The sequence below is a fragment of the Desulfobacterium sp. N47 genome (genome assembly GCF_051233685.1).
In the GTDB taxonomy this organism is placed as follows: Bacteria; Desulfobacterota; Desulfobacteria; order Desulfobacterales; family RPRI01; genus RPRI01.
This window is the reverse complement of record NZ_JBAMMY010000195.1, coordinates 1-20,466: the sequence shown is the minus strand read 5'-3', so window position 1 is coordinate 20,466 and position 20,466 is coordinate 1. Positions and strand designations below refer to the sequence as shown.

Annotated in this window: 16 protein-coding genes and 1 tRNA gene; 7 read left to right on the top strand and 10 right to left on the bottom strand. The window is 37.8% G+C overall.

The window, feature by feature from the left end; translation table 11 throughout:
• Nucleotides 1–5: 5 nt before the first annotated feature.
• From smc to VXK47_RS12695, 3 genes are all read left to right on the top strand, one after another.
• Nucleotides 6–3,602, top strand: a complete 3,597-nt coding sequence (gene smc, locus VXK47_RS12705) for a chromosome segregation protein SMC (RefSeq protein ID WP_435549155.1) — start codon at nucleotides 6–8, stop codon at nucleotides 3,600–3,602.
• A 15-nt stretch (nucleotides 3,603–3,617) separates the two neighbouring features.
• Nucleotides 3,618–4,745, top strand: a complete 1,128-nt coding sequence (gene ftsY, locus VXK47_RS12700) for a signal recognition particle-docking protein FtsY (RefSeq protein ID WP_435549154.1) — start codon at nucleotides 3,618–3,620, stop codon at nucleotides 4,743–4,745.
• A 210-nt stretch (nucleotides 4,746–4,955) separates the two neighbouring features.
• Nucleotides 4,956–5,222: an HU family DNA-binding protein gene (locus tag VXK47_RS12695; RefSeq protein ID WP_435549153.1), complete on the top strand. Its 267-nt coding sequence runs from the start codon at nucleotides 4,956–4,958 to the stop codon at nucleotides 5,220–5,222.
• Nucleotides 5,223–5,284: 62 nt separating this feature from the next.
• Here VXK47_RS12695 and VXK47_RS12690 read toward each other — a convergent pair whose 3' ends face one another.
• The 9 genes from VXK47_RS12690 to mfd form a co-directional block, all read right to left on the bottom strand.
• Nucleotides 5,285–5,566 carry an acylphosphatase gene (locus VXK47_RS12690; RefSeq protein ID WP_435549152.1) on the bottom strand — a complete coding sequence of 94 codons (282 nt, stop codon included), beginning with the start codon at nucleotides 5,564–5,566 and terminating at the stop codon, nucleotides 5,285–5,287.
• Between the two features lie 199 nt (nucleotides 5,567–5,765).
• Entirely contained in the window at nucleotides 5,766–7,790 is a 2,025-nt protein-coding gene (ligA, locus tag VXK47_RS12685) for an NAD-dependent DNA ligase LigA (RefSeq protein ID WP_435549151.1), read from the bottom strand.
• A 43-nt stretch (nucleotides 7,791–7,833) separates the two neighbouring features.
• Complete coding sequence (locus VXK47_RS12680; protein ID WP_435549150.1) at nucleotides 7,834–8,085, bottom strand: hypothetical protein; 252 nt, start codon at nucleotides 8,083–8,085, stop codon at nucleotides 7,834–7,836.
• 62 nt (nucleotides 8,086–8,147) lie between these two features.
• Entirely contained in the window at nucleotides 8,148–10,229 is a 2,082-nt protein-coding gene (glyS, locus tag VXK47_RS12675; protein ID WP_435549149.1) for a glycine--tRNA ligase subunit beta, read from the bottom strand.
• A 69-nt stretch (nucleotides 10,230–10,298) separates the two neighbouring features.
• Complete coding sequence (gene glyQ, locus VXK47_RS12670) at nucleotides 10,299–11,171, bottom strand: glycine--tRNA ligase subunit alpha (protein ID WP_435549148.1); 873 nt, start codon at nucleotides 11,169–11,171, stop codon at nucleotides 10,299–10,301.
• A 15-nt stretch (nucleotides 11,172–11,186) separates the two neighbouring features.
• On the bottom strand, nucleotides 11,187–12,239 hold the full coding sequence (locus VXK47_RS12665) for a GHMP family kinase ATP-binding protein (RefSeq protein ID WP_435549147.1): 1,053 nt from the start codon (nucleotides 12,237–12,239) through the stop codon (nucleotides 11,187–11,189).
• Complete coding sequence (gene recO / locus VXK47_RS12660) at nucleotides 12,232–13,005, bottom strand: DNA repair protein RecO (RefSeq protein ID WP_435549146.1); 774 nt, start codon at nucleotides 13,003–13,005, stop codon at nucleotides 12,232–12,234. The genes VXK47_RS12665 and recO overlap by 8 nt, the downstream gene beginning before the upstream one ends.
• Before the next feature lie 183 nt (nucleotides 13,006–13,188).
• Nucleotides 13,189–14,187 carry a peptidylprolyl isomerase gene (locus VXK47_RS12655; RefSeq protein ID WP_435549145.1) on the bottom strand — a complete coding sequence of 333 codons (999 nt, stop codon included), beginning with the start codon at nucleotides 14,185–14,187 and terminating at the stop codon, nucleotides 13,189–13,191.
• A gap of 83 nt (nucleotides 14,188–14,270) precedes the next feature.
• Nucleotides 14,271–17,786, bottom strand: coding sequence for a transcription-repair coupling factor (gene mfd / locus VXK47_RS12650; RefSeq protein ID WP_435549144.1), 3,516 nt, complete (start codon nucleotides 17,784–17,786; stop codon nucleotides 14,271–14,273).
• Nucleotides 17,787–17,819: 33 nt separating this feature from the next.
• On the opposite strand from mfd, the gene VXK47_RS12645 reads away from it, so the two are divergent.
• Nucleotides 17,820–17,895, top strand: a tRNA-Thr gene (locus VXK47_RS12645).
• Between the two features lie 196 nt (nucleotides 17,896–18,091).
• Here the strand turns inward: VXK47_RS12645 and VXK47_RS12640 are convergent.
• Nucleotides 18,092–18,232 (bottom strand): hypothetical protein, encoded by a 141-nt coding sequence (locus VXK47_RS12640; RefSeq protein WP_435549143.1) that lies wholly within the window; start codon nucleotides 18,230–18,232, stop codon nucleotides 18,092–18,094.
• 259 nt (nucleotides 18,233–18,491) lie between these two features.
• Between VXK47_RS12640 and VXK47_RS12635 the strand changes: the two genes are divergently transcribed.
• The 3 genes from VXK47_RS12635 (at nucleotide 18,492) to VXK47_RS12625 (ending at nucleotide 20,462) form a co-directional block, all read left to right on the top strand.
• Nucleotides 18,492–18,980 (top strand): PilZ domain-containing protein, encoded by a 489-nt coding sequence (locus tag VXK47_RS12635; RefSeq protein WP_435549142.1) that lies wholly within the window; start codon nucleotides 18,492–18,494, stop codon nucleotides 18,978–18,980.
• Nucleotides 18,981–19,487: 507 nt separating this feature from the next.
• On the top strand, nucleotides 19,488–19,751 hold the full coding sequence (locus tag VXK47_RS12630) for a hypothetical protein (protein ID WP_435549141.1): 264 nt from the start codon (nucleotides 19,488–19,490) through the stop codon (nucleotides 19,749–19,751).
• A 165-nt stretch (nucleotides 19,752–19,916) separates the two neighbouring features.
• Entirely contained in the window at nucleotides 19,917–20,462 is a 546-nt protein-coding gene (locus tag VXK47_RS12625; protein WP_435549140.1) for a hypothetical protein, read from the top strand.
• Nucleotides 20,463–20,466 lie beyond the last annotated feature (4 nt).

Here is a 20,466-nt window from a genome sequence, read left to right as displayed (position 1 = left end):
TTTATATGAAGCTTAAATCGCTTGAGATTAGCGGATTTAAATCTTTTAATGACAAAGCCAATATTGAATTTCCTGCCGGTGTTTGCGCTATTGTCGGTCCCAACGGCTGCGGTAAAAGCAATATAGTTGATGCGCTTAAATGGGTTATGGGGGAGCAAAGCGTTAAGCAGCTGCGTGGAAAATCCATGGAGGACGTTATATTTGCAGGCGCTAACGGGAAGCCGCAGTTAAACATGGCTGAAGTTAGTTTGACACTTGCAAATGATAATGGTTCAGCCCCTGAAGAGCTTAAAGACTTTGCTGAAATAATGCTGACAAGGCGTCTTTACCGCTCAGGTGAAAGCGAATATTATTTAAACAAAAGACCCTGTCGTCTTAAAGACATCCATAATATTTTTTTAGGCAGCGGCCTTGGCCCAAGATCATATGCTGTAATACAGCAGGGAAATATCGGCGCAATTATCGATGCCGGGCCTCATGAAAGAAGATTTTTTATTGAAGAAGCTGCTGGTGTCACCCGCTATAACAGCAGAAAAAATGAAGCGCTGCGAAAGGTTGAAGCCACAAACCAGAACCTTTTGCGTGTAACGGATATCATTTCCGAAATTAACCGGCAGATGGCAGTATTAAAACGTCAGGCAAGAAAAGCTGAAATATTCAAAAATCTGCAGGATCGGATTAAAAAACTTGATACTGATATTACCATTTATTATTTTGATGAATATACAAAACTCATTGATGAAACAGATAAAATAGTCAAAGATTTAAGAGATGCCGATTCGGGCCATATATCCAAACTGCAGCAATTGGATGCAATTGTAGAAGACATAAAATTCAAGTTAACCAAAAAAAATCAGGAAATCTCAGAGCAAAAATCAAGCGTATTTGAAATCCAGCGAAATACGGACAGGCTTGAAAACGATCTGCTGCATCTTCGGAATGATGATAAAAGACTTGCTACCGAGATTTTTGAACTTGAATCCGCCCGTACAACTCTTAATGAAAGAAACGAAAAAATACTTTCAGAAATATCGAATGTTGAAGCTCAAACCGTTTCCATTAAAGAGGAAATAAACAAGACACACACCAAACTGGAAGCAGAACGTAATGCTTCACAAAACAGCAGAAACCGCCTGGCAGAGCACAATCGTGAACTCGATGCCTGTAAAACCAATTTGATGAATCTTGTAGCTCATGAAGCAAGGTATAAAAACATTTATCAAAATGCTTCAACCAATAAAGAGAATCTGAAAAGGCGGCTTAAAAGAGCAGATGAAGAATATGCCCTTGCAACAAAAAAAGTATCTGAAATATCGGATACGGAATCAAAAGCGAAAGAAGAACTCGAATCGTTTAAACGAAATATTGATGATATTGTAAAAGAAGAAGCGGGGATTAAGCAGCTGCTTGAAGAAAAGAGCAAATTGCTCGGCGATCAGATCAGAACCGTTCAAAGCCTTGATATGGAAAAAAACAAGGCAAGATCTGCTTACATAACATTAAAAAAGATGGAGGATAATTTCGAGTGGTATAAGGACGGTGTTAAGGCAATAATGAAACACTGCCGCTCAAATGCCGGACCACAAAGCGCTACGGCAGGTGCTGCAACAGAACTCATGGCCGACATCATAGAGCCTGAACCATCTTTTGAAACTGCTACGGAAGCGGCACTGGGAGAATATCTTCAGTATGTGGTAGTAGAAGACCAGAACACATGCAAGTCTCTGATTGAATTTCTTCAGGAAAACAAAGCGGGCCGAAGCGGGTTTGTTCCTCTTTCTTCCATAAAAAAACCGGAATGCGAGCATTATAAAAAACCCGATTTTTCAAAATTGCTTATAAACCATGTTTCAATTAAATCCGGTTTTGAAAAAACGGTTGAAACTCTTCTCGGGCATGTTGTGGTTGCAGAAGATATTGATGAAGCTCTAAGCATTTTTAACAGCAATGGCGCATTCCAAACTGTAGTAACAAAATCCGGCGAGATAATTTCACACAATGGAACTATAGCAGGAGGAAGCAGCGACAATTTTTCCGGAATACTTGCCAAGAAAAATGAGATTAAAGAACTGGAAAAACAGATATCTGATATTGAACATCAGATCGAAGATGCCCGCATGGCACAAAAATCTCTTGAAGCGGAATTGAAATCTGCGGAAATTACCATGCAGAAACTCAAAGAGCGCGAACACAGGGCCAGACAGGATGAGACCGAAGCCGAAAAATTTCTTTATAAGATATCCGAGGAATTAAAACACGCAAAACGCCATCATGAAATTATTCAGCTTGAACAGGAACAGTTAATGGGTGAGGAAAGCGATATCGATGAAGAAATAGCCAAATATAACGAAGCGCTTTTAAAGGTTGAAAATGAAGTATCCGAAGCCCGTGAAAAAGTAAGCACGATTTCCGGCAAGATAGAAGCTGCTTCAGCTGAACTTACTTCTTATGATCAAAAGGTTGTCGATCTCAAATTAAACCTTACATCATTAACTGCCAAATTCGAAAGTGGCAACACATCATTAAACCGCCTTAAGGAATTTCATAATGACGGGATCAGGCAGATGGAGACCGCAGAGCGAGAGGTAATAGAAAAAACAAACAGGATGCAGACATCAAAACAAAAAATTGCTGAAAACGAGCGGATTCTTTCCGAACTGTACGAAAAGGCCCAAATTATAGGAAAAGCGCTTAGAAACAACGAGGATGATTATAATGCAATTGATGTCAGGCAGAAAGAACATGATGACCTTATTTCAAATGTGAAAAACGAGCGTGAACAGACTCTGGAAAAATTGCGTCTGCTTGAAGTCGAACAATCTCAGAGGCAGATACAGAGGGAAAATATCGCAAAAAGATTTGAGGATCGCTATCAGAGCACTCTATCAGAAGCAAGAACGGGTTGTGACTCTTTGGGAGAAATATCTCATTCAACAATAAAGGATATGGAAGAAGAGCTTGACAGAAGCAGAAGAAAAATAGGGGATTTTACCGATGTTAATCTTGGTGCCATAAAAGAGTATGAAGAGCTTGAGGAACGTTTTAATTTTCTGACCCAACAGCGTGAAGACCTTGTTAAAGCCATAGAAGATCTTCATAAAGTAATCAGAAAAATAAACAGGATTTCTCAGGAGAGGTTTTTGGAAACATTTAATGAAGTTAATAAAAAAATAGGAGAGGTTTTTCCCAGTCTTTTTGAAGGAGGCAGCGCAAGCCTTATTCTAACAGAACCTGATAAACCTTTGGAAACCGGGGTTGAATACATGATACATCCGCCAGGTAAAAAGCTTACCAGAATGAGTCTGATGTCCGGTGGAGAGAAAGCACTTTCGGCCATAGCTTTTATATTTGCAATATTTCTTCTTAAACCGGCTTCATTTTGTATTATGGATGAAATTGACGCTCCCCTTGACGAATCCAATGTTTATAGATTTAATAATCTTCTTAAGATAATTGGCGAAAAATCCCAGATAGTAATGATAACCCACAATAAAAAAAGCATGGAGTTTGCGGACATGCTTTTTGGGATAACCATGGAGCATATGGGTGTTTCCAAGATTGTTTCGGTTAACCTTGAAAGACAGAATGCTGTTTATAATTAAAACTCCTCAGGAGATATGAAATTGGGCTGGTTCAGTAAAATAAAAGAAAAAATTATACCGGAGAAGGCAAGAGAGAAGGAAGCGGAAAGGGAAGAAGAGAAGTTAGCAGAGAAAGAAACAGAAAAGAAAGCAGGGCAACTATCAGAGCAGGTAACAGAGGAGACAACAGAGGAGACAACAGAGAAGAAAACAGCAGTTTTGCCGAAGGCGGAAACTGCCGTTTCACCGGAACCTGAAAGAGGGGGGTATTTTAAACGTCTTAAAGACCGCCTTTCTAAAGCCCGCAATAAAATTTCCGACGGACTTACCAATATATTTTCAGGTAAAAAAGTCATAGATGATGATATGCTTGAAGAGCTTGAAGAGCTTCTCATCACATCTGATATCGGAGTTCAGACGGCAAGCGATCTTATAAAAAGTATTTCAAAAAAAACTTCTTCCATTTCTTCGCCCGATCAGCTGAATGAAATTATTAAACAGGAAATTCTCGCATTATTAAGTGACAAAGTATCAGAGCCAAAAACAATTACAGCTAAACCGCACGTAATTCTGGTAATAGGGGTAAACGGGGTCGGAAAAACTACAACTATTGGAAAACTTGCGGCAAAGTATGCGGCTAAAAACAAAAAGGTGCTTATTGTAGCGGCAGACACCTTTCGTGCAGCGGCTGTTGAACAGCTCACAATCTGGGCACAAAGGGCAGGCTCTGAGATTGTAAAGCAAATGCATAACGCCGATCCTGCTGCAGTAGCATATGATGGTGTTGAAGCTGCTTTGGCAAGAAATATCGATGTTGTTATCATAGACACGGCAGGAAGGCTGCATACAAAAATAAATCTTATGGAAGAGCTGAAAAAAATAAAACGTTCGGTTTCAAAAAGAATGCCGGACGCTCCGCATGAAATACTTCTTGTGCTTGATGCAACAACCGGTCAGAATGCTTTATCCCAGGCCAAACTTTTTAATGATGCAATTGGTGTAACAGGCATAGCACTTACAAAGCTTGATGGTACAGCCAAAGGAGGGATTGTAATAAGTGTTTGCAATTCCTTTAAATTACCTATTCAATATATCGGAATAGGTGAAAATATAGATGACTTGCAGGAATTTGATCCCCAGAATTTTGTTAATGCCCTGTTTTAATAATATAGGCTGTTCAGCCCCCCATTGAGGGAGTTGATGTCAGGGCTTTATGAGTCATATAAACGCTGGCCAAACACAGTTTAAGAACATTCTATATAAAAAACAGTCGCAGCATGTTGTTTTTACTTGACATCAAATATTGGCTGCTGTATTTGCTAGAAGGGCAAGGATTTTCATAATAACCAATCATAAAAAGGGGGGTAACGTACTATGACAAAAGCAGAATTAGTAGACAAGGCAGCAGAAGATGCCGGAATTTCCAAAACAGCGGCAGCAGCTACGCTCAACTCAATCATGGACAGTATTGCAAAAACTCTTAAGAAAAAAGACGGCAAAGTTACTCTAGTTGGTTTTGGCACATTTACAAAAGTCCGCAGGAAAGCCCGAAAAGGCCGCAATCCTCAAACAGGTGAACCAATCAAAATCAAAGCTTGCACGGTTGTTAAGTTCCGGCCCGGTAAAAAGCTCAGAGAATAAACTCCGCTTTGAAGCGGCCTGTTATTGGTAATTGCAAATTATTAAAACAGGCCGCTTTCTTATCAGTAAATTATATCAAACCCTTTAAATTTGTCTTTATAATCTTCTTCGGCTTTATCTACATGACTGACCTTGGAATGAGAAGGGCCCTTCCGGCACCATTTCACTACAGAGTCAACTGCGTCCTGCGCTCCTTCAAAAACAGCCTCAACAGTACCGTCACTGTTGTTTTTTACCCAGCCGGAAACATTGGAACTATCTGCAACCCGCTTTGTTTCCATCCTGAAAAAAACACCCTGAACTTTTCCGGAAATTATGACATGAACCCTTGTCTTATCTTTCATATTTATATCCTACATACAGAGCCGATTACTTTTTTGTAATTGGGTATGGGTAAGTATTCTGATCGCAGAACATTAGTTAAATGGCTTCTATGACGTTCCCGAATATTTAATATAGTTTGTACAGGCGGATACGATAAACGGTTTTGTGAGAGTAAATTTGGGACGGAACAGATTTATAACAATTGCTAAAGTCTTTATATCAGCTTTCAAACATAATCTTAAGTTTGTTCTCATCAATTATTTCAACACCGGCCGCTTTTGCTTTTTCAATTTTTGAACCGGGAGATTTGCCTGCAACAAGGTAATCAGTTTTTTTGCTTACGGACTCACTTATTTTTCCGCCAAATGATTTAATTTTGATTATTGCTTCATTTCTTGTCATGCTTTCAAGAGTGCCGGTCAGAACAAATATTTTTCCATCAAGAGTTGTGCTTTTTCTGTTCTCTCCATACCGAATTATTACGCCGCTATTTAGCATACGTTCTATATTATTAAGATTATCCTCACGTCCAAGAAAGTCAATAATGCTTTGAGCCACAATAGGGCCCACACCTTTTATGTTTTTTAAATCATCATACGTGGCACTGCAAAACTTTTCATATTTTTCATATTTTGATGCCAAAATCTCTGCAATATGCTCTCCCACATGACGAATTCCAAGCGCATATATAAAACGGGCAAAATTTATATTTTTACTTTTTTCAATTGCTTCAAAAAGATTTCCGGCAGATTTTAAACCCATACGCTCCAAACCTTCCATTTTTATTTTATCCAGATAAAAAATATCAGCATAGGAAGATAAATATTTTTTATCAAAAAGCTGATTAATCAGCTTTTCTCCTAAACCATCTATATCAAAAGCTCTTTTAGAAACAAAATGTTCTATCTGTGCCTTTGTTTTTGCTGGGCAGCTATTGTTTACACATCTTATTAAAGACTCTTTTTCGTCACGAATAAGCTGCGAATTACATGAAGGGCAGTTTTGCGGCATACAAAAAATTATTTCGCTTCCGTTTCTTGCACTGTCAATAACCTTTACAATTTCGGGTATAACATCTCCTGCGCGCTGGACAAGTACGGTATCTCCTATTCTAATGTCTTTATTTCTTATTTCATCTTCATTATGCAGCGTTGCCCGGCTTACATTTACTCCCCCTATATTGACAGTTTCAAGGCAGGCAACAGGAGTAACTGCGCCGGTGCGTCCAACCTGCACAAGGATATCCAGTACTTTGGTTGTTTCCTGTATGGCTTTAAATTTATATGCCACAGCCCATCTGGGGCTTCTTGCTTTAGTTCCAAGCTGCTCCTGGTATTGCACTGAATCTACTTTTACTACCATACCATCAATATCGTATGGCAGCCCGCTTCGCATCTGTTCAAGTTCTTTGTAATATTTACAAACAGCGTTAATATTTATTTTAGGCTTTATATACGGATTAATTCTTAACCCAAGTTCTTTTAAAGCATAAAGCCAATCCCAGTGTGACTTGCAGCTTATGCCTTCCACTTCACCAACACCATAAAAATAAATTTCAAGAGGACGTTTCGCGGTTACTTTCGAATCAAGCTGTCTTAAAGATCCAGCCGCAGCATTTCTGGGATTGGCAAACAAAGCCAGACCCTGAGACAACATATCTTCATTAAGACGTTTAAACCCTTCTTTACTTATAATAACTTCTCCTCTTGCTTCAAGACGGGCAGGAATTATATGCTCTTTTTTATTCTGTTGAAGCAACAAAGGGACAGAGCGTATCGTTTTAACATTTGAAGTTATATCTTCGCCGGTTTCACCATCCCCCCTTGTTGAAGCAGATACAAGCCTTCCATCTTTATATACAAGCTCCACGGCAACCCCATCCATTTTTGGTTCTGCCGTATAAAGAATTTGTTCATCCGCCATTAGGCCTTCTTTTACACGCCTGTCAAAATTTAAAATATCAGAATCAGAGAAAGCATTATCAAGACTTAGCATTTTAACAGAATGTCTTATCTGCTCAAATTTTTTAACAGGTTCTGCACCTACTTTCATGGATGGAGAATCAGGAGTTGAAAGCATAGGATATTTTGCTTCAAGTTCAATCAACTCCTGCATCATTTTATCATATTGTGTATCGGAAATTTGAGGATCATCCATAACATAATAATGATAATTATGTTTTTGAAGCTCTGATTTCAGGTTCTCAACTTTTTTAGCAATATCAGGATCTATAATGTCTGACATATTCTTATCAAAACCTCAGAGGTTACATAGCAAATCAAACTGATCACTTGGGAACGGCAAGCTTTGATAGTTCATCTTTTACTTCATCAATTATTTCATAAAACCACATAAGATCTTCTATTGTAAGCCGGCCGGCCTTACGCTGGCTTTCATTTCCATCTTTTTTTATAAATACTCTAGGGCCTATCTGAAGCTTTGCTTCGCCTTCGCCATAACGATTTATAGAAATTACAAGACCGGTTTCCTCGCATCTCCACTGTTTTAACATTTTATCCATATCAGGATCAAAAGGCATATTATCCTCCAATTATTTTATATTGTTTGATCTTCGTAAAAAAACTAAAAAAACCGGACTTCTCAAAGTTTTGAAAAGTCTGCAAATAACGCAAAAAGGTCGGAAATAGCTCTAAGCAGGGCTATCCGGTTATTACGGATATTTTCATCTTCCGCCATTACTAAAACCCCGTCGAAGAAAGCATCAACAGGAGTCCTAAGAGATGCAATATCAAGAAGGGACTGTTCATAGGCTCCTTGTAAAAGATTTTCAGAAACTCTTATTTTAATATCTTTATATGCCGAAAACAAAGCCGACTCGCATTCTTTCTCAAACAGTCCTTCATTTATATTAGTTTCGCAACCGGCATTTTCAGGAGCTGATTTTTTGATAATATTGACTACCCGTTTAAATGTAGTTGCAAGCTGTTCAAAGTCGGAGACAGCTTTAAGTTTTTCAAGTGCAATTGTACGTTTCCAGACATCCGGCACATGGCTTACTGAAATACTTACAATTGCCGAGACCACATTTTTTGCATAGCCCTCTTCGGTAAGCAGATGTGATATCCGGCTTTGCAGAAAACCATAAACATTATCTGCTCTGCCGGTTATTTCTATAGCATCTTTTATTTCAAACAGTGAAAGGCTTTTTTCAATCAGGCTCCTCAATGAAAAAGAAAATCCTTTAGCAAGCATTATCTGAATTATACCGATTCCCTGCCTTCTTAATGCATAAGGGTCCGAAGCTCCGGTTGGTATAAGTCCTGCAGAAAAGCAGCCGCAAATGGAATCAATTTTATCTGCTATCGCAACCATTGAACCAATTGTTGTTTCAGGAAGCTCTCCGCCGGAATAAGCGGGCCTGTAATGTTCTTCAACAGCAATAGAAACATTTTTATCTTCTCCGGCATTTGCAGCATATATTCTTCCCATGATTCCCTGAAGTTTCGGAAATTCTCCAACTACCTGGCTGACCAGATCAGCTTTGCACAATCTTGCCGCCCTTAAAGCCTGCTTTTTAATTTGAGCATCATCTGTTATTTCATCGGCAAGATATTGGGATAATTTTTCTAAACGTTGAGTTTTCTCATACATAGTGCCGAGTTTTGCCTGAAAAAGTACTCCTTTTAATTTTTCCACCCAATCGTCAGGAGAAATATGTATATCGTTTTTATAAAAAAACCTGGCATCTTCAAGGCGGGCTTTTAAAACCCTTTCATGTCCTTTTACAACAACCTGCATATTTTTGGCTTGTGTATTGCTGACGGCAATAAAATTCGGCAGAAGCCTTTTGTTTGCATCAATTATTGCAAAATATTTCTGATGCTCACGCATTGAATTTATAAGAACTTCATCCGGTACTTCAAGATAGGATCTGTCAAAACTCCCGGCAACAGGAACAGGATATTCTACAAGATTGGTTACGACATCGACAAGTTCATCATCTTTTAAAACATTACCATCAAGCTTTGCCGCAATTTGGGCGATATGCTCTTTAATACTGTTTTTTCTTTCATCAATATCTGCAAGTACAAAGGCTTTTTTTAATTTTTCGATGTACTCATCAGGATGTGATATTTTTATTTTACCGGGGCATAAAAAACGATGGCCGAAAGTGTTTCCTGAGCTTTTGATATTACCAAGCTCAAAGGAGATAAGCTGCCTGCCTAAAAGAGCAGCGACAGACTGGATAGGTCTTGCAAATTTTATATCAAGATCTGCCCATTTCATAACTTTCGGGAAAGGAATCTGTAAAATAATCTGAGGAAGTATTCTTTTTAATACGGTTTTGCTTTCTATCCCTGATTCTGTTTTGAGTGCACAAAGATAAGAACCTTTTTCAGTTTGCTTTACATTAATAGATTCCGGACTGATACAGGCTTTTTCCGCAAATTTTTTCCCGGCTATTGTAAGCTGGCCGTTGCCGTCAAATCCAATCTTTTCCGGTGGGCCGATAATTTCAGTAGTCAGAGAATCCTGTTTTGCTGAAACATCGTAAATACAAATGCAAAGCCTTCTTGGTGTCCCGAATGTTTTATAATTTCCGTGCTTTATTCTTTCATCAGTAAGTCTTTGCATAAGAATAGCAGAAAGCGCTTTCAATGCCGGTTCGATATAGCCTGCAGGAATTTCTTCCATTCCAATCTCAAGTAACAGAGTTTCCATTTTTACCTCGGTTTTCAAAAACTATAAATATTACAAGACCCATTAAGAGTCTGCAAAATATTATAACGGTTACCTCTTTTGAAACAGAGGAAACCCCATGGCTTTTCTTTGATTTAAATACTCTTCCGCACACGCTCTTGCAAGGTTTCTGATCCTTGATATATAGCCTGTTCTTTCGGTAACACTGATTGCACCGCGTGCATCAAGAAGGTTAAATGTATGCGAACATTTCAGACAGTATTCATAGGCAGGAAGAACAAGAGATTCTTTAATTATTCTTAAAGATTCCGCTTCGTACTGTGCAAAAAGATTATGCAGAAAACTGATATCGGCTTTTTCGAAATTATAAGTCGACTGTTCCACCTCCTGGTGATGATAAATATCTCCGTAAGCAATAGAATCATTCCATTTAAGATTGTAGACATTATCAACACCTTGCAGATACATTGCAATGCGCTCAAGACCATATGTGATCTCAACTGAAACCGGATGAAGATCAATGCTTCCTGCTATCTGAAAATATGTAAACTGTGTTATTTCCATTCCGTCAAGCCATACTTCCCATCCAAGACCTGAAGCCCCAAGAGTAGGAGATTCCCAGTCGTCTTCAACAAATCTTATATCATGATCGAGAGGGTTTATCCCAAGAGATTTCAGACTCATAAGATACTGCTGTTGTACATCTGCAGGTGATGGCTTAAGTATTACCTGGTACTGGTAGTAATGTTGAAGCCTGTTGGGATTTTCCCCGTATCGTCCGTCAGTCGGGCGTCTTGATGGCTGTACATAAGCAGCATTCCAGGGCTCAGGCCCCAATGCCTTCATTAAAGTAGCAGGATGAAATGTACCGGCACCGACCTCCGTATCATATGATTGTATAAGGACACAGCCCTTGCGTGACCAGTATTTTTGCAATGACAGGATAACATCTTGAAAATTCATATTTAATACCTCATATTAGTTAATCAGCAGACCTTCCGAATCCGGCTCGATATCAAGCAGGCTGGCTCCTTTTCTTTGCGAAAGCACAGATTCCCATTTGGGTTTTAATTTTTCAATATCGGCAACTTCTCCTATAGCCCATATGCACCCACCGCCTCCCGCCCCGGTAAACCTTGCTCCGCAGTTAGTATTTTGGGCAGATTTTGCAAGCTTTCGCCCGATATCATCCAAAACATCCGGGGTCATTTTTTTTCTGATGGCAGTCTCTTTATTCATAAATGAAGCAGCGTCAACAAATTTGTGATTTGATAAGGCATCAACAAATTTATTTGTGCATGTTACTATGTCATCCCATAAATTTCGGTGTTTTCCGGAAACGAATTGGTTGACCCATCTGCTGTTGATGTTTTTTGATTCATGCGGAATACCGCAATATGCAAGAAGCAGATTCTTTTTAAAATCTGCAAAGAAACTCTTTTTGATTATGCTCTTCTTTTTAAAAGGAGCCCCATCAGCTCCGTCATTCCAGTACCAGGCGTTAATTCCGCCGAAAGCTGCTGCAAGCTGATCCTGTAATCCGCAAGGAACACCTGCAACACTTTGTTCGATTGCATGTGCAAGCAGAACAATATGCTGTTTGGACAATGCTTTTTTGCCTGTTTTTTCAAATAACTTTGAAAATGCCGCTATCAGTGCGACAGCGGCGGCAGATGACCCGCCCAAAGCGCTTCTCGGAGGGGATGAAGAATCAATAACAATATGGATTCCGTCTGCTCTGAAAAATGATGCAACAGCAAACATAAGCCCCAGAGAATGGTTGAACGGAGCTTTTTCGATAGGATACACTGCGCTTTTAAAACCACGCGAAGAGACCTTTATCTTTCCTTTATCAAATGGATGCAGATATACTTTGGTTCTTAGATTAACAGCAATATTAAATGTGCATGGATTAAGATACATCAGCGGATAATAAAATGTGCTTATATCTAATGTTCCACCCATATCAATACGGCAGGGAACTGATGCTTCAATAATATCCGATTTCAATATATCAATAATATTACTCATCTTTTCTCCTGATCTGTTTTAAAAATCTAAGGCTTTGCAGCTCTTTTCCAATATGATAAGTTATAAATGATTCCAAAAACCCCAATCCTTCTTTTACCGAAGAAGGAGTAAATCGTATTTTCGCAGCCTTTGACAAATCGCCGCTTTCAACCCAAAGGAGTTGCTTGATTGTTCCTTTGGAAAGAAAAAACCTGTTAACGGATATACAGGCACATTTCTGGCAAATAATTCCTCCCTTTGAAAAGTCAAAGGCAACCCGGTCTTCTTTTATTCTGTCTATTTCTATCCGGCAGTCCGTACATACCGATAAATTAGGACGAACTCCAACTATATCAGCAAATCTCATCTGAAATATAATGCTTAATATTTCTTCCGGAATCCGGCAGATATCAAGTTGATCAAGAACAAAGTATAAAAGGCGGTAAATACCCTCCTGTTCTGATCCGGTTTCCGACCACTCATTTATTAATTCGGCAAAATAACTTGCATATGCAGTTTTTTTTAAGTCTCCTCTTATGCAGGAAAATGAATTAATAAGATCAGCCTCCTGCAATACCAAAAGCTCTCTTCCTTTAGCGGTACTGCATACAAGCCGGAGGACCGAGAATAATTCGAGAATTCCGCCAAAACGCTTTGTGCTCTTTTTCGCAGATTTTGCAATAGCGGATATTTTGCCTTTATTCAATGAGAAGAAAGTTAATATTAAATCATAGTCCCCAAAATCTACACGCCGAAGAATTATTGCAGGCAATGTTAAATTTGGCATCAAATTATAATCCCGGTACGACTTGAAAAAAAATAGATACGCTTACTTAGTTACATTAATGAATCTGTGTAGTTATAAATATAATGGATTAGCAAAAAGTCAGGATTTGAACGACAAAGCGCAACTTAAGCGAAGAGATTATTTATAAAGTCAGGATAATTTATCGCAGCCGGAAAATTATGCTTATTTAATTATCTTAATATAAGATTTCTTCCTAAGTTGTTCCATCCATAATTTAAAATTTTTATCAATTATGTCATTAAACAGAATCCCCTGGATTCCAGCTGCAGCTTCATCAAGCGATTTGCCCGGCTTTACTTCGATATCCTTTATATAGATTATCTGGTACCCTAAATCAGTTTCAAGTATTTTTGTAAATTCTTTTTGTTTCAGATTTTTTATAGCATCCTGTATTTGTGGTGATAATTCATCAGCCTTGAAATATCCCAAATCCGAATTTTCAACACCTGATGATTCTGCACTATCTTTGCTGACTTCTTCAAATGGCTGTCCTTGCTTTAATTTTGCATAAATCTTTTCCATTACCGACATAGCTTCATGTTTATCATCCCCATCAGCTTCTGAGTTTGTTTTTATAATTATATTAAATAGATGATATTTATTCTGCGGCATATAATCGCTTTTATGGCTGTCGTAATATGCTTTCGTATCTTCTTTAGTTATTACGATCTTTGATTTAACTTCAATATCAAGAACTTTTGATCTGAGAATATTTTCTTTAATCGCATCGCGGAAATCATCAAACGTCATGCCGTCTTTGGTTACCATATTTCTTAATTCTTCGTCAGTCAGATACTTAGCCTCTTTGATGCGCTCAATTGAATTATCAATCTCTTTATCGTTTGTGGAAATCCCGTATTTTTTAATTTCCTGATCTGTAAGTTTTCGGTTAATAAGCTGGTCCAGCATATCTTCCCGCATTTTAAAAAGCATTGCATGCTCTTCTTCAAAACCATAGCCGGCTGATTTTATTTTTTCAGTATATGCTCTGGTAGCTACTTCAAGATCGCTAAGTGTAATCACATCATCATTAACAACAGCAACCACTCTGTCCACCACTTCAGCTCCGCATGGTTTGTCGTAAATAAAACCGGCTTGCAGTATCAGCAAAATAAAAATCATAACTATGTTATTCAAGTAAGTCGTAAATTTGCTTTTCATAAGTTTCCAATCACAATCTGGTTTGATGTTGTTGAATTAAGGTGAACTTATTGCAAGTCCTGTATATTTATTATTAGAAATATTCAGCTGTTAACACGTTGAACAATTTCTTTCAAGATGTTTTTCACTTCGCCTATTTGCCTGATAAAACTATGTTTCATCAAATTTACCTTGAGTACATGATCAGGTGTAAATTCAAACCGGCCTTTATTTGAAACAACCATATTAATGAGTTCCGAAGGATTTTTGATAGATGAATCTTGTGAAAAATACAGAAAAAGCTGGCGATCCTTTAAATTAAGGCGTTGAATACCTGATTTCTGGGCTAATATTCTGAACATTATTTTGACCAAAAGATTGGATGCTTCCTTTGGCAATGGCCCGAATCTATCCTCCAGTTCGGCTTTAAAATCTGAGACCTCGTAAAGTTCCGTCATTCTTGAAAGGCGGCGGTAAGCTGTAAGTCTCTGATCAATATCCGATACATATAATTCGGAAAGATACGCCGACATGGAAATGTTTATTTCAGGCTCTATGATTTTATTTACAGGTTCACCTTTAAGTTCGCAAACCGCTTCTTCCATAAGTTTTAAAAACATCTCATATCCAATGGCTGCAATATGCCCTGACTGGGAAGCGCCCAGAATTGTGCCTCCTCCCCTTATTCTCAAATCACTCATTGCGATCTGAAATCCTGAACCAAGATCACTGTGCTCCATCAATACTTTCAGCCGTTTTTGGGCATCTTTCCCCAGAATACTGTCTTTGGGAATAAAAAGATAAGCATAAGCCTGTTCATCAGAACGCCCAACGCGGCCACGTAACTGGTAGATCTGTGCCAGACCGAATCTGTCAGCCCTGTTTATAATTATTGTATTCGCCGAAGGGATATCAAGGCCGGATTCAATAATTGTGGTGCAAACCAGCATATCAATGTCTTTATTTACGAATTTAAGCATAACGCTCTCAAGCTCATTTTCGCTCAGTCTGCCATGTCCGATACCAATCTTTATTTCAGGAATAAGTTCATGTAGTTTGTTTGCAATTTTATCTATTGTAAAAATATTGTTATGTACAAAATATATCTGGCCTTTCCTGGCAAGCTCTTTTCGTACCGCTTCAGCAATCAGAGCTTCATCAAATTCCGAAACGTAAGTTATTATTGACTGACGGTGTTCAGGCGGGGTGGAGATAACACTGATATCACGTATTCCGGTAAGCGACATATGCAATGTTCTTGGAATCGGTGTTGCCGTCAGTGCAAGAACATCTACATTATTTCTTAATTTCTTCAGCTTTTCCTTGTGTTTGACTCCAAAGCGGTGCTCTTCATCAAGTACTATAAGTCCAAGATCTTTAAAGATGACATCTTTTTGTAAAAGCCTGTGGGTGCCTATAACAATATCAGCTTTTCCGGATGAAATATCGGATATTATTCTTTTTTGTTCCTTAATACTTCTGAATCTGCTGAGACATTCAATGTTTACCGGGTATTTTTCGAATCGCGCTTTAAAAGTTGAAAAATGCTGTTCAGCAAGAACTGTTGTGGGAACCAGAACCGCTACCTGCTTAGCGCAATTAATTGCAAGAAATGAGGCTCTCAGAGCCACTTCGGTTTTACCATATCCTACATCACCGCAAACCAGCCTGTCCATGGGGGTGTTATTTTCCATGTCGCTCATAACATCATCAATTGCACTAAGCTGGTCAGGTGTTTCTTCATATGAGAATTCAGCCTCAAAATCCTTAAAATAGCTATCCGGCTTTTTATGAGCAAAACCTTCGTTTACTTTTCTTGTTGCATATAATTTAAGAAGTTCACCGGCAATTTTTTCAGCGGACTTTTTTGCACGTTCCTTAACCCGATCCCATGCTTTCCCGCCCATCTTGTCAAGAACAGGAACAATTTCATCAACACCCATGTATTTAAAAACCATGTTCATTTTATCAACCGGAAGATACAATCTGTCATCATCTTTATACAGAATAAGCAGAAAATCATTGGTGGAACCGTCGACTGTAAGTTTGGCAATCCCTTCGTATTGTCCTATGCCGTGATCGTTATGAACTACAAGGTCCCCTTTTTTTAAATCTTCAAAAGCAATAATCATTGAAGCCGGTCTTCTTGCCGATTGCTTTTGCACATGATGTTTTGCGCCGAAAATTTCATCTTCGGTAATTATTGCCATCGATTCTTCAAGATAAACAAAACCGGAAGAAATACGTCCAAGACAAATATATGTTTCTCCTTTTATACCCAAGCTCATGGTATAATTTTCTTTTATCCGGGGTGTAATCCCGTATGGCAATAAGAGCGACTTTATCCTTTCGGCCTGGGACATGGTGCTGCATACAATCAGAGTAACACACCGTAAATTTATTTTATCATCAATCCATTGTGCAAGGGGTAACAGGTAGTTTTCTTTTTTAATCCGGTTTTTCAGATCCTGAATTACAAGGTCATTGCTTTTTATAAAATCACTGCATTTAATTGAGCAGCGCTTGTGCTCATCGATACTAAAAAAGCCGATTGATCTGAAGCTATAGTATGTTTTTTCATTGATTATTTTGAATATTTCGTTCCATGACAGGTATATTTTTTCAGGATTTATACTCAGTCTTTGTTCATCACGGGCTAAAGAATAATCTTTTTGTTCCTTGTCAAACAGCTTTTCAGTTGTTTCTTTGAGTTGTTCGGGTTCATCCATAATAATAATGGAATTTTTGGGAATATAATCAAAAAAAGAATCAGGTTTAGAATAAACCAGACAGTTTAAACCTTCAATTTCAGGCAGAACCCCTTCATTTTTTATTTTATCGATTATTGTTCTTACTTTTGTAACAGGTATGTTAAGGCCGGATGCGAGTTCTCTTATGTGGCTAACAATATAATTTAAATCATTGGCTTTTATAATTGCTTCTTTTGCAGGAAGGATAATTGCTTCATGGACAGGTTTTAAACTTCTCTGGCTTGCTGCTGAAAAAAATCTTATTGATTCTATAAAATCATCTGAAAGATCAATCCTTAAAGGGTCGGGATAAAGAGGTGTGAAAATATCAATAATACCGCCTCTGATACAATAATCTCCCGGTTCCTCAACAATAGCGGTTCTGCAATAGCCTCCCGCAACCAGTTTTGCGATAAATCTATCCCTTTCTATCTCTTCACCCTCAGCTATGAGTTCGGAAAAATTTAACAATTCATTTTTGGGAATTAACCTTCCGGCCAATGCGCCCGGAGTTGTAACTATGATTGGAGGAATTTGACTTTCTATGGCTTTGTAAAGAGTTCTGATACGATCTGACGCTATTTCATTATGATAAGAAACGGATTTGGAAGAAACATTGTATTGGGGAAAAATCATTACAGGAATATTTTGACCGTTAAAAAAATAATTAAGGTCATTAACAAAATCTGCTGACTCTTTTACCGAAGGTACAATAACCAACGTCGGTAATTTATGTTTTATATACAGCCTGAATGCGATATAAGCTTTTTTTGAACCGGACAGCCCTTCGAAATCTATTCCTTGTTCTTTTTCTGAAAAGGACTTAAGAAGATAATCGAAAGAATTATTTTTCTCTTGATTTTGACACATAAACAAAGTACCTAATTTTCGAAATAAAATTCAGCCGACGTAGCTCACCCGGTAGAGCAGCTGATTCGTAATCAGCAGGTAGGCGGTTCGACTCCGCCCGTCGGCTCCAATATAATCAAATAGTTATATTACTGCAAACATCTTAATTTTTCTTTCCATTTTATCCCGCTATAATCCCGCCTTTTTTAATAACGAAGATTTTATAAATCTTATACACATATATTATTACACAAAAAAGATTTTTCTGTGATGTTTTTAGATTATCTTGAAAAAATCCGGAATGAGTAAAGATTATGGCTAAATTTTCAATCGTCGGGTGTCTTCCAGCGTTCCACACGATACAGGGGTGCAGCCTTCGATTTTAATATCCTGAACCACAAAATCCTGATATTCTTTGAAACGGCTTTTTTCGGAAATACTTTCAGGAGGAATCTTGATCGTATCATGAATCGTTATCTGCTGTGTTTTACAGCGTTATTGAGAAGTTACGAATTAAGTTTATAAGTATCTTGGATCATGGATTAAAAATAAGAATATCCGGGCATGACAAAATGTTTGCAATTACATCAGTATTGTATTATTTTTATAAAAAATTATTTATTACGATGCTTAACGTCAATTAAAGGCAGTGAGTTATTCTTCAGGTATATTATGTTCTTTTCTAATATTGGAATCATATATTAATTAAAATATAAAGGCATTCTCATGAAAAAAGACAGCCTCATATCCTTTCGTGCCAGCAAGGATTTACATGAATCCCTGGCCCGAGTTGCAAAAGAAGACCAGCGGTCTTTATCATCAACAATAGAAATGGCTCTGACTAATTTTTTAAAAGAGAGAAAAGCATTTCAGAGTGTTGATAAAGAAAAACGACAATACCCGAGAAAGGCCTTTTCTGTTCCTGCTGTGATTAATCAACAGAAAGATGGACAAATGGGAGTAGTCTCTATCTCAGAGATTTCTCTTGGAGGCGTAAAAGTTTTAATACCCAAGGATTTCAAGGATCAGATTCTGATTGATTCGCAAGGTTCAAGATTTGAGCTTGTTTTTAATTTGCCTGTTGAAAACAAACCCATAAGGTTGTTTTGTGAGTCAAGCAGAGTTGTCGATGCCGAAGATAGCCTTCATGTCGGAGCTTTCATTGTTGATGCTGATTTTAAGAGCTATAAAACACTGCAAACCTACCTGATGTAATACTTTATCTTATCTGTTTATATCATAAAGATTCCCTTGGGATTTTATCGTTTATCTATCAGTATGAATTTAAACGTTGAATGATAACTATTTAATACGTCGGAATTCTTTACAAAAAGAAAATACTTTGTAACATCTTGTAAAATATTCGTTTTCTATTAATAACACTAAAATAATACCACCGGAAGCATCAAAAACGTCGGGATTCTTTACAATAAGCGTATTCATTGTAATACATTGTAAGATAAACATTTTCTATCAAAACCCACCAAAACAATACCATTATATGCATTAAAAACGTCGGGATTCTTTACAATTTAATCAATGCAAAAAAAGCATCTGTTCCTTACTTGATATAAGGCGTTAATTCTCTGAGATATTTATTAACTAAAACGGTAGGTTATACAGATTATTAAACTAACCGACAAATGTAATACATTGTGGCACGCCAATTGCTAATCCTTAAATGCTAAAGAAATCAAACTTTCAGGGAGGCGGAATAGATAAATGAAAAAATTGGTGATGATCATCTCTTTAATGTCTTTAATGATGGCTTTTTTCATAATGGTTGTTCCTGCAGCTATGGCGGATACGATCAGTCCAAATGATTATGTTAAACTCGTTGCTTATAACAGCCTGGAAGGTGCAGGCATAATGACATATGCCGTATCACACGATAAGGGCACAACTACAGCATTTGAATATGATACTTTTTGTATTCAGGAAAACTGTCAGGGCCGACTTAAAAACGTAATTAAATCCCCATGTTGAAATTGTAATTTTCTTCTGTTTCTTTTTCTTCCAAAATAATAAATTTTTAGAACCCTTTTCTTCATTTTTCTTCCGGTTTTTTCTTCCGGTTTTTTCTTCAATTTTTATCTTCACAAAACATACCCATTCATAAATAGTTGAACCTTCTTGGGAGGTGCTATCTGGATGGGAATTAAAAAAAAGATAAGGTGCCGTAACTGCAAGAGGTTATTTGCGCCCGATTACAGGAATCGCAACCGTCAAAAGTATTGTAAAAACCCTGAGTGCCGCAAACAGGCCAAGGCGGACAGGATCAAACTGCCTGCATATTTTACAGCATACGGAATGCGGCTTTCCGGCTTCAAAAGAGATCCGGTCCCCGAAAATCTGCGCGCACTGACAGCTACTCTTATTAAAAATGTAGCGCGGTTCGCCGACCCATTGACAATTTTGAACGGGTACGCGTCAAAATCAGTTAATCGTCTTATATCGCCACCACTTGATAACAGTCAGATTAAATTCCGTGCACTGCAAGACCTTCTGGATTTATTTATCGCGAATGACCTTTTTAATAAAGATGCCAGAAACAGATTACTTTTTATAGTGGACCCCATGTCAAGACTGATTTTCATAAAAATTAAGCTACCAAAGGTCTCTGATATTTTCTCCGGGTTTAAGTTCTTTTTTCTTACAAAGTCCTTTTCAAAAGGTCCGCTATTGCCGGATAAATGAAAAA

Coding starts and splice junctions, on each gene's coding strand:
- VXK47_RS12655 (WP_435549145.1), bottom strand. CDS start 14,187: ATGAAAAGCAAATTTACGACTTACTTGAATAACATAGTTATGATTTTT.
- VXK47_RS12695 (WP_435549153.1), top strand. CDS start 4,956: ATGACAAAAGCAGAATTAGTAGACAAGGCAGCAGAAGATGCCGGAATT.
- recO (WP_435549146.1), bottom strand. CDS start 13,005: ATGCCAAATTTAACATTGCCTGCAATAATTCTTCGGCGTGTAGATTTT.
- VXK47_RS12635 (WP_435549142.1), top strand. CDS start 18,492: ATGAAAAAAGACAGCCTCATATCCTTTCGTGCCAGCAAGGATTTACAT.
- VXK47_RS12690 (WP_435549152.1), bottom strand. CDS start 5,566: ATGAAAGATAAGACAAGGGTTCATGTCATAATTTCCGGAAAAGTTCAG.
- VXK47_RS12665 (WP_435549147.1), bottom strand. CDS start 12,239: ATGAGTAATATTATTGATATATTGAAATCGGATATTATTGAAGCATCA.
- mfd (WP_435549144.1), bottom strand. CDS start 17,786: ATGTGTCAAAATCAAGAGAAAAATAATTCTTTCGATTATCTTCTTAAG.
- VXK47_RS12625 (WP_435549140.1), top strand. CDS start 19,917: ATGGGAATTAAAAAAAAGATAAGGTGCCGTAACTGCAAGAGGTTATTT.
- ligA (WP_435549151.1), bottom strand. CDS start 7,790: ATGTCAGACATTATAGATCCTGATATTGCTAAAAAAGTTGAGAACCTG.
- VXK47_RS12640 (WP_435549143.1), bottom strand. CDS start 18,232: ATGATACGATCAAGATTCCTCCTGAAAGTATTTCCGAAAAAAGCCGTT.
- ftsY (WP_435549154.1), top strand. CDS start 3,618: ATGAAATTGGGCTGGTTCAGTAAAATAAAAGAAAAAATTATACCGGAG.
- glyQ (WP_435549148.1), bottom strand. CDS start 11,171: ATGAATTTTCAAGATGTTATCCTGTCATTGCAAAAATACTGGTCACGC.
- VXK47_RS12680 (WP_435549150.1), bottom strand. CDS start 8,085: ATGCCTTTTGATCCTGATATGGATAAAATGTTAAAACAGTGGAGATGC.
- glyS (WP_435549149.1), bottom strand. CDS start 10,229: ATGGAAACTCTGTTACTTGAGATTGGAATGGAAGAAATTCCTGCAGGC.
- smc (WP_435549155.1), top strand. CDS start 6: ATGAAGCTTAAATCGCTTGAGATTAGCGGATTTAAATCTTTTAATGAC.
- VXK47_RS12630 (WP_435549141.1), top strand. CDS start 19,488: ATGAAAAAATTGGTGATGATCATCTCTTTAATGTCTTTAATGATGGCT.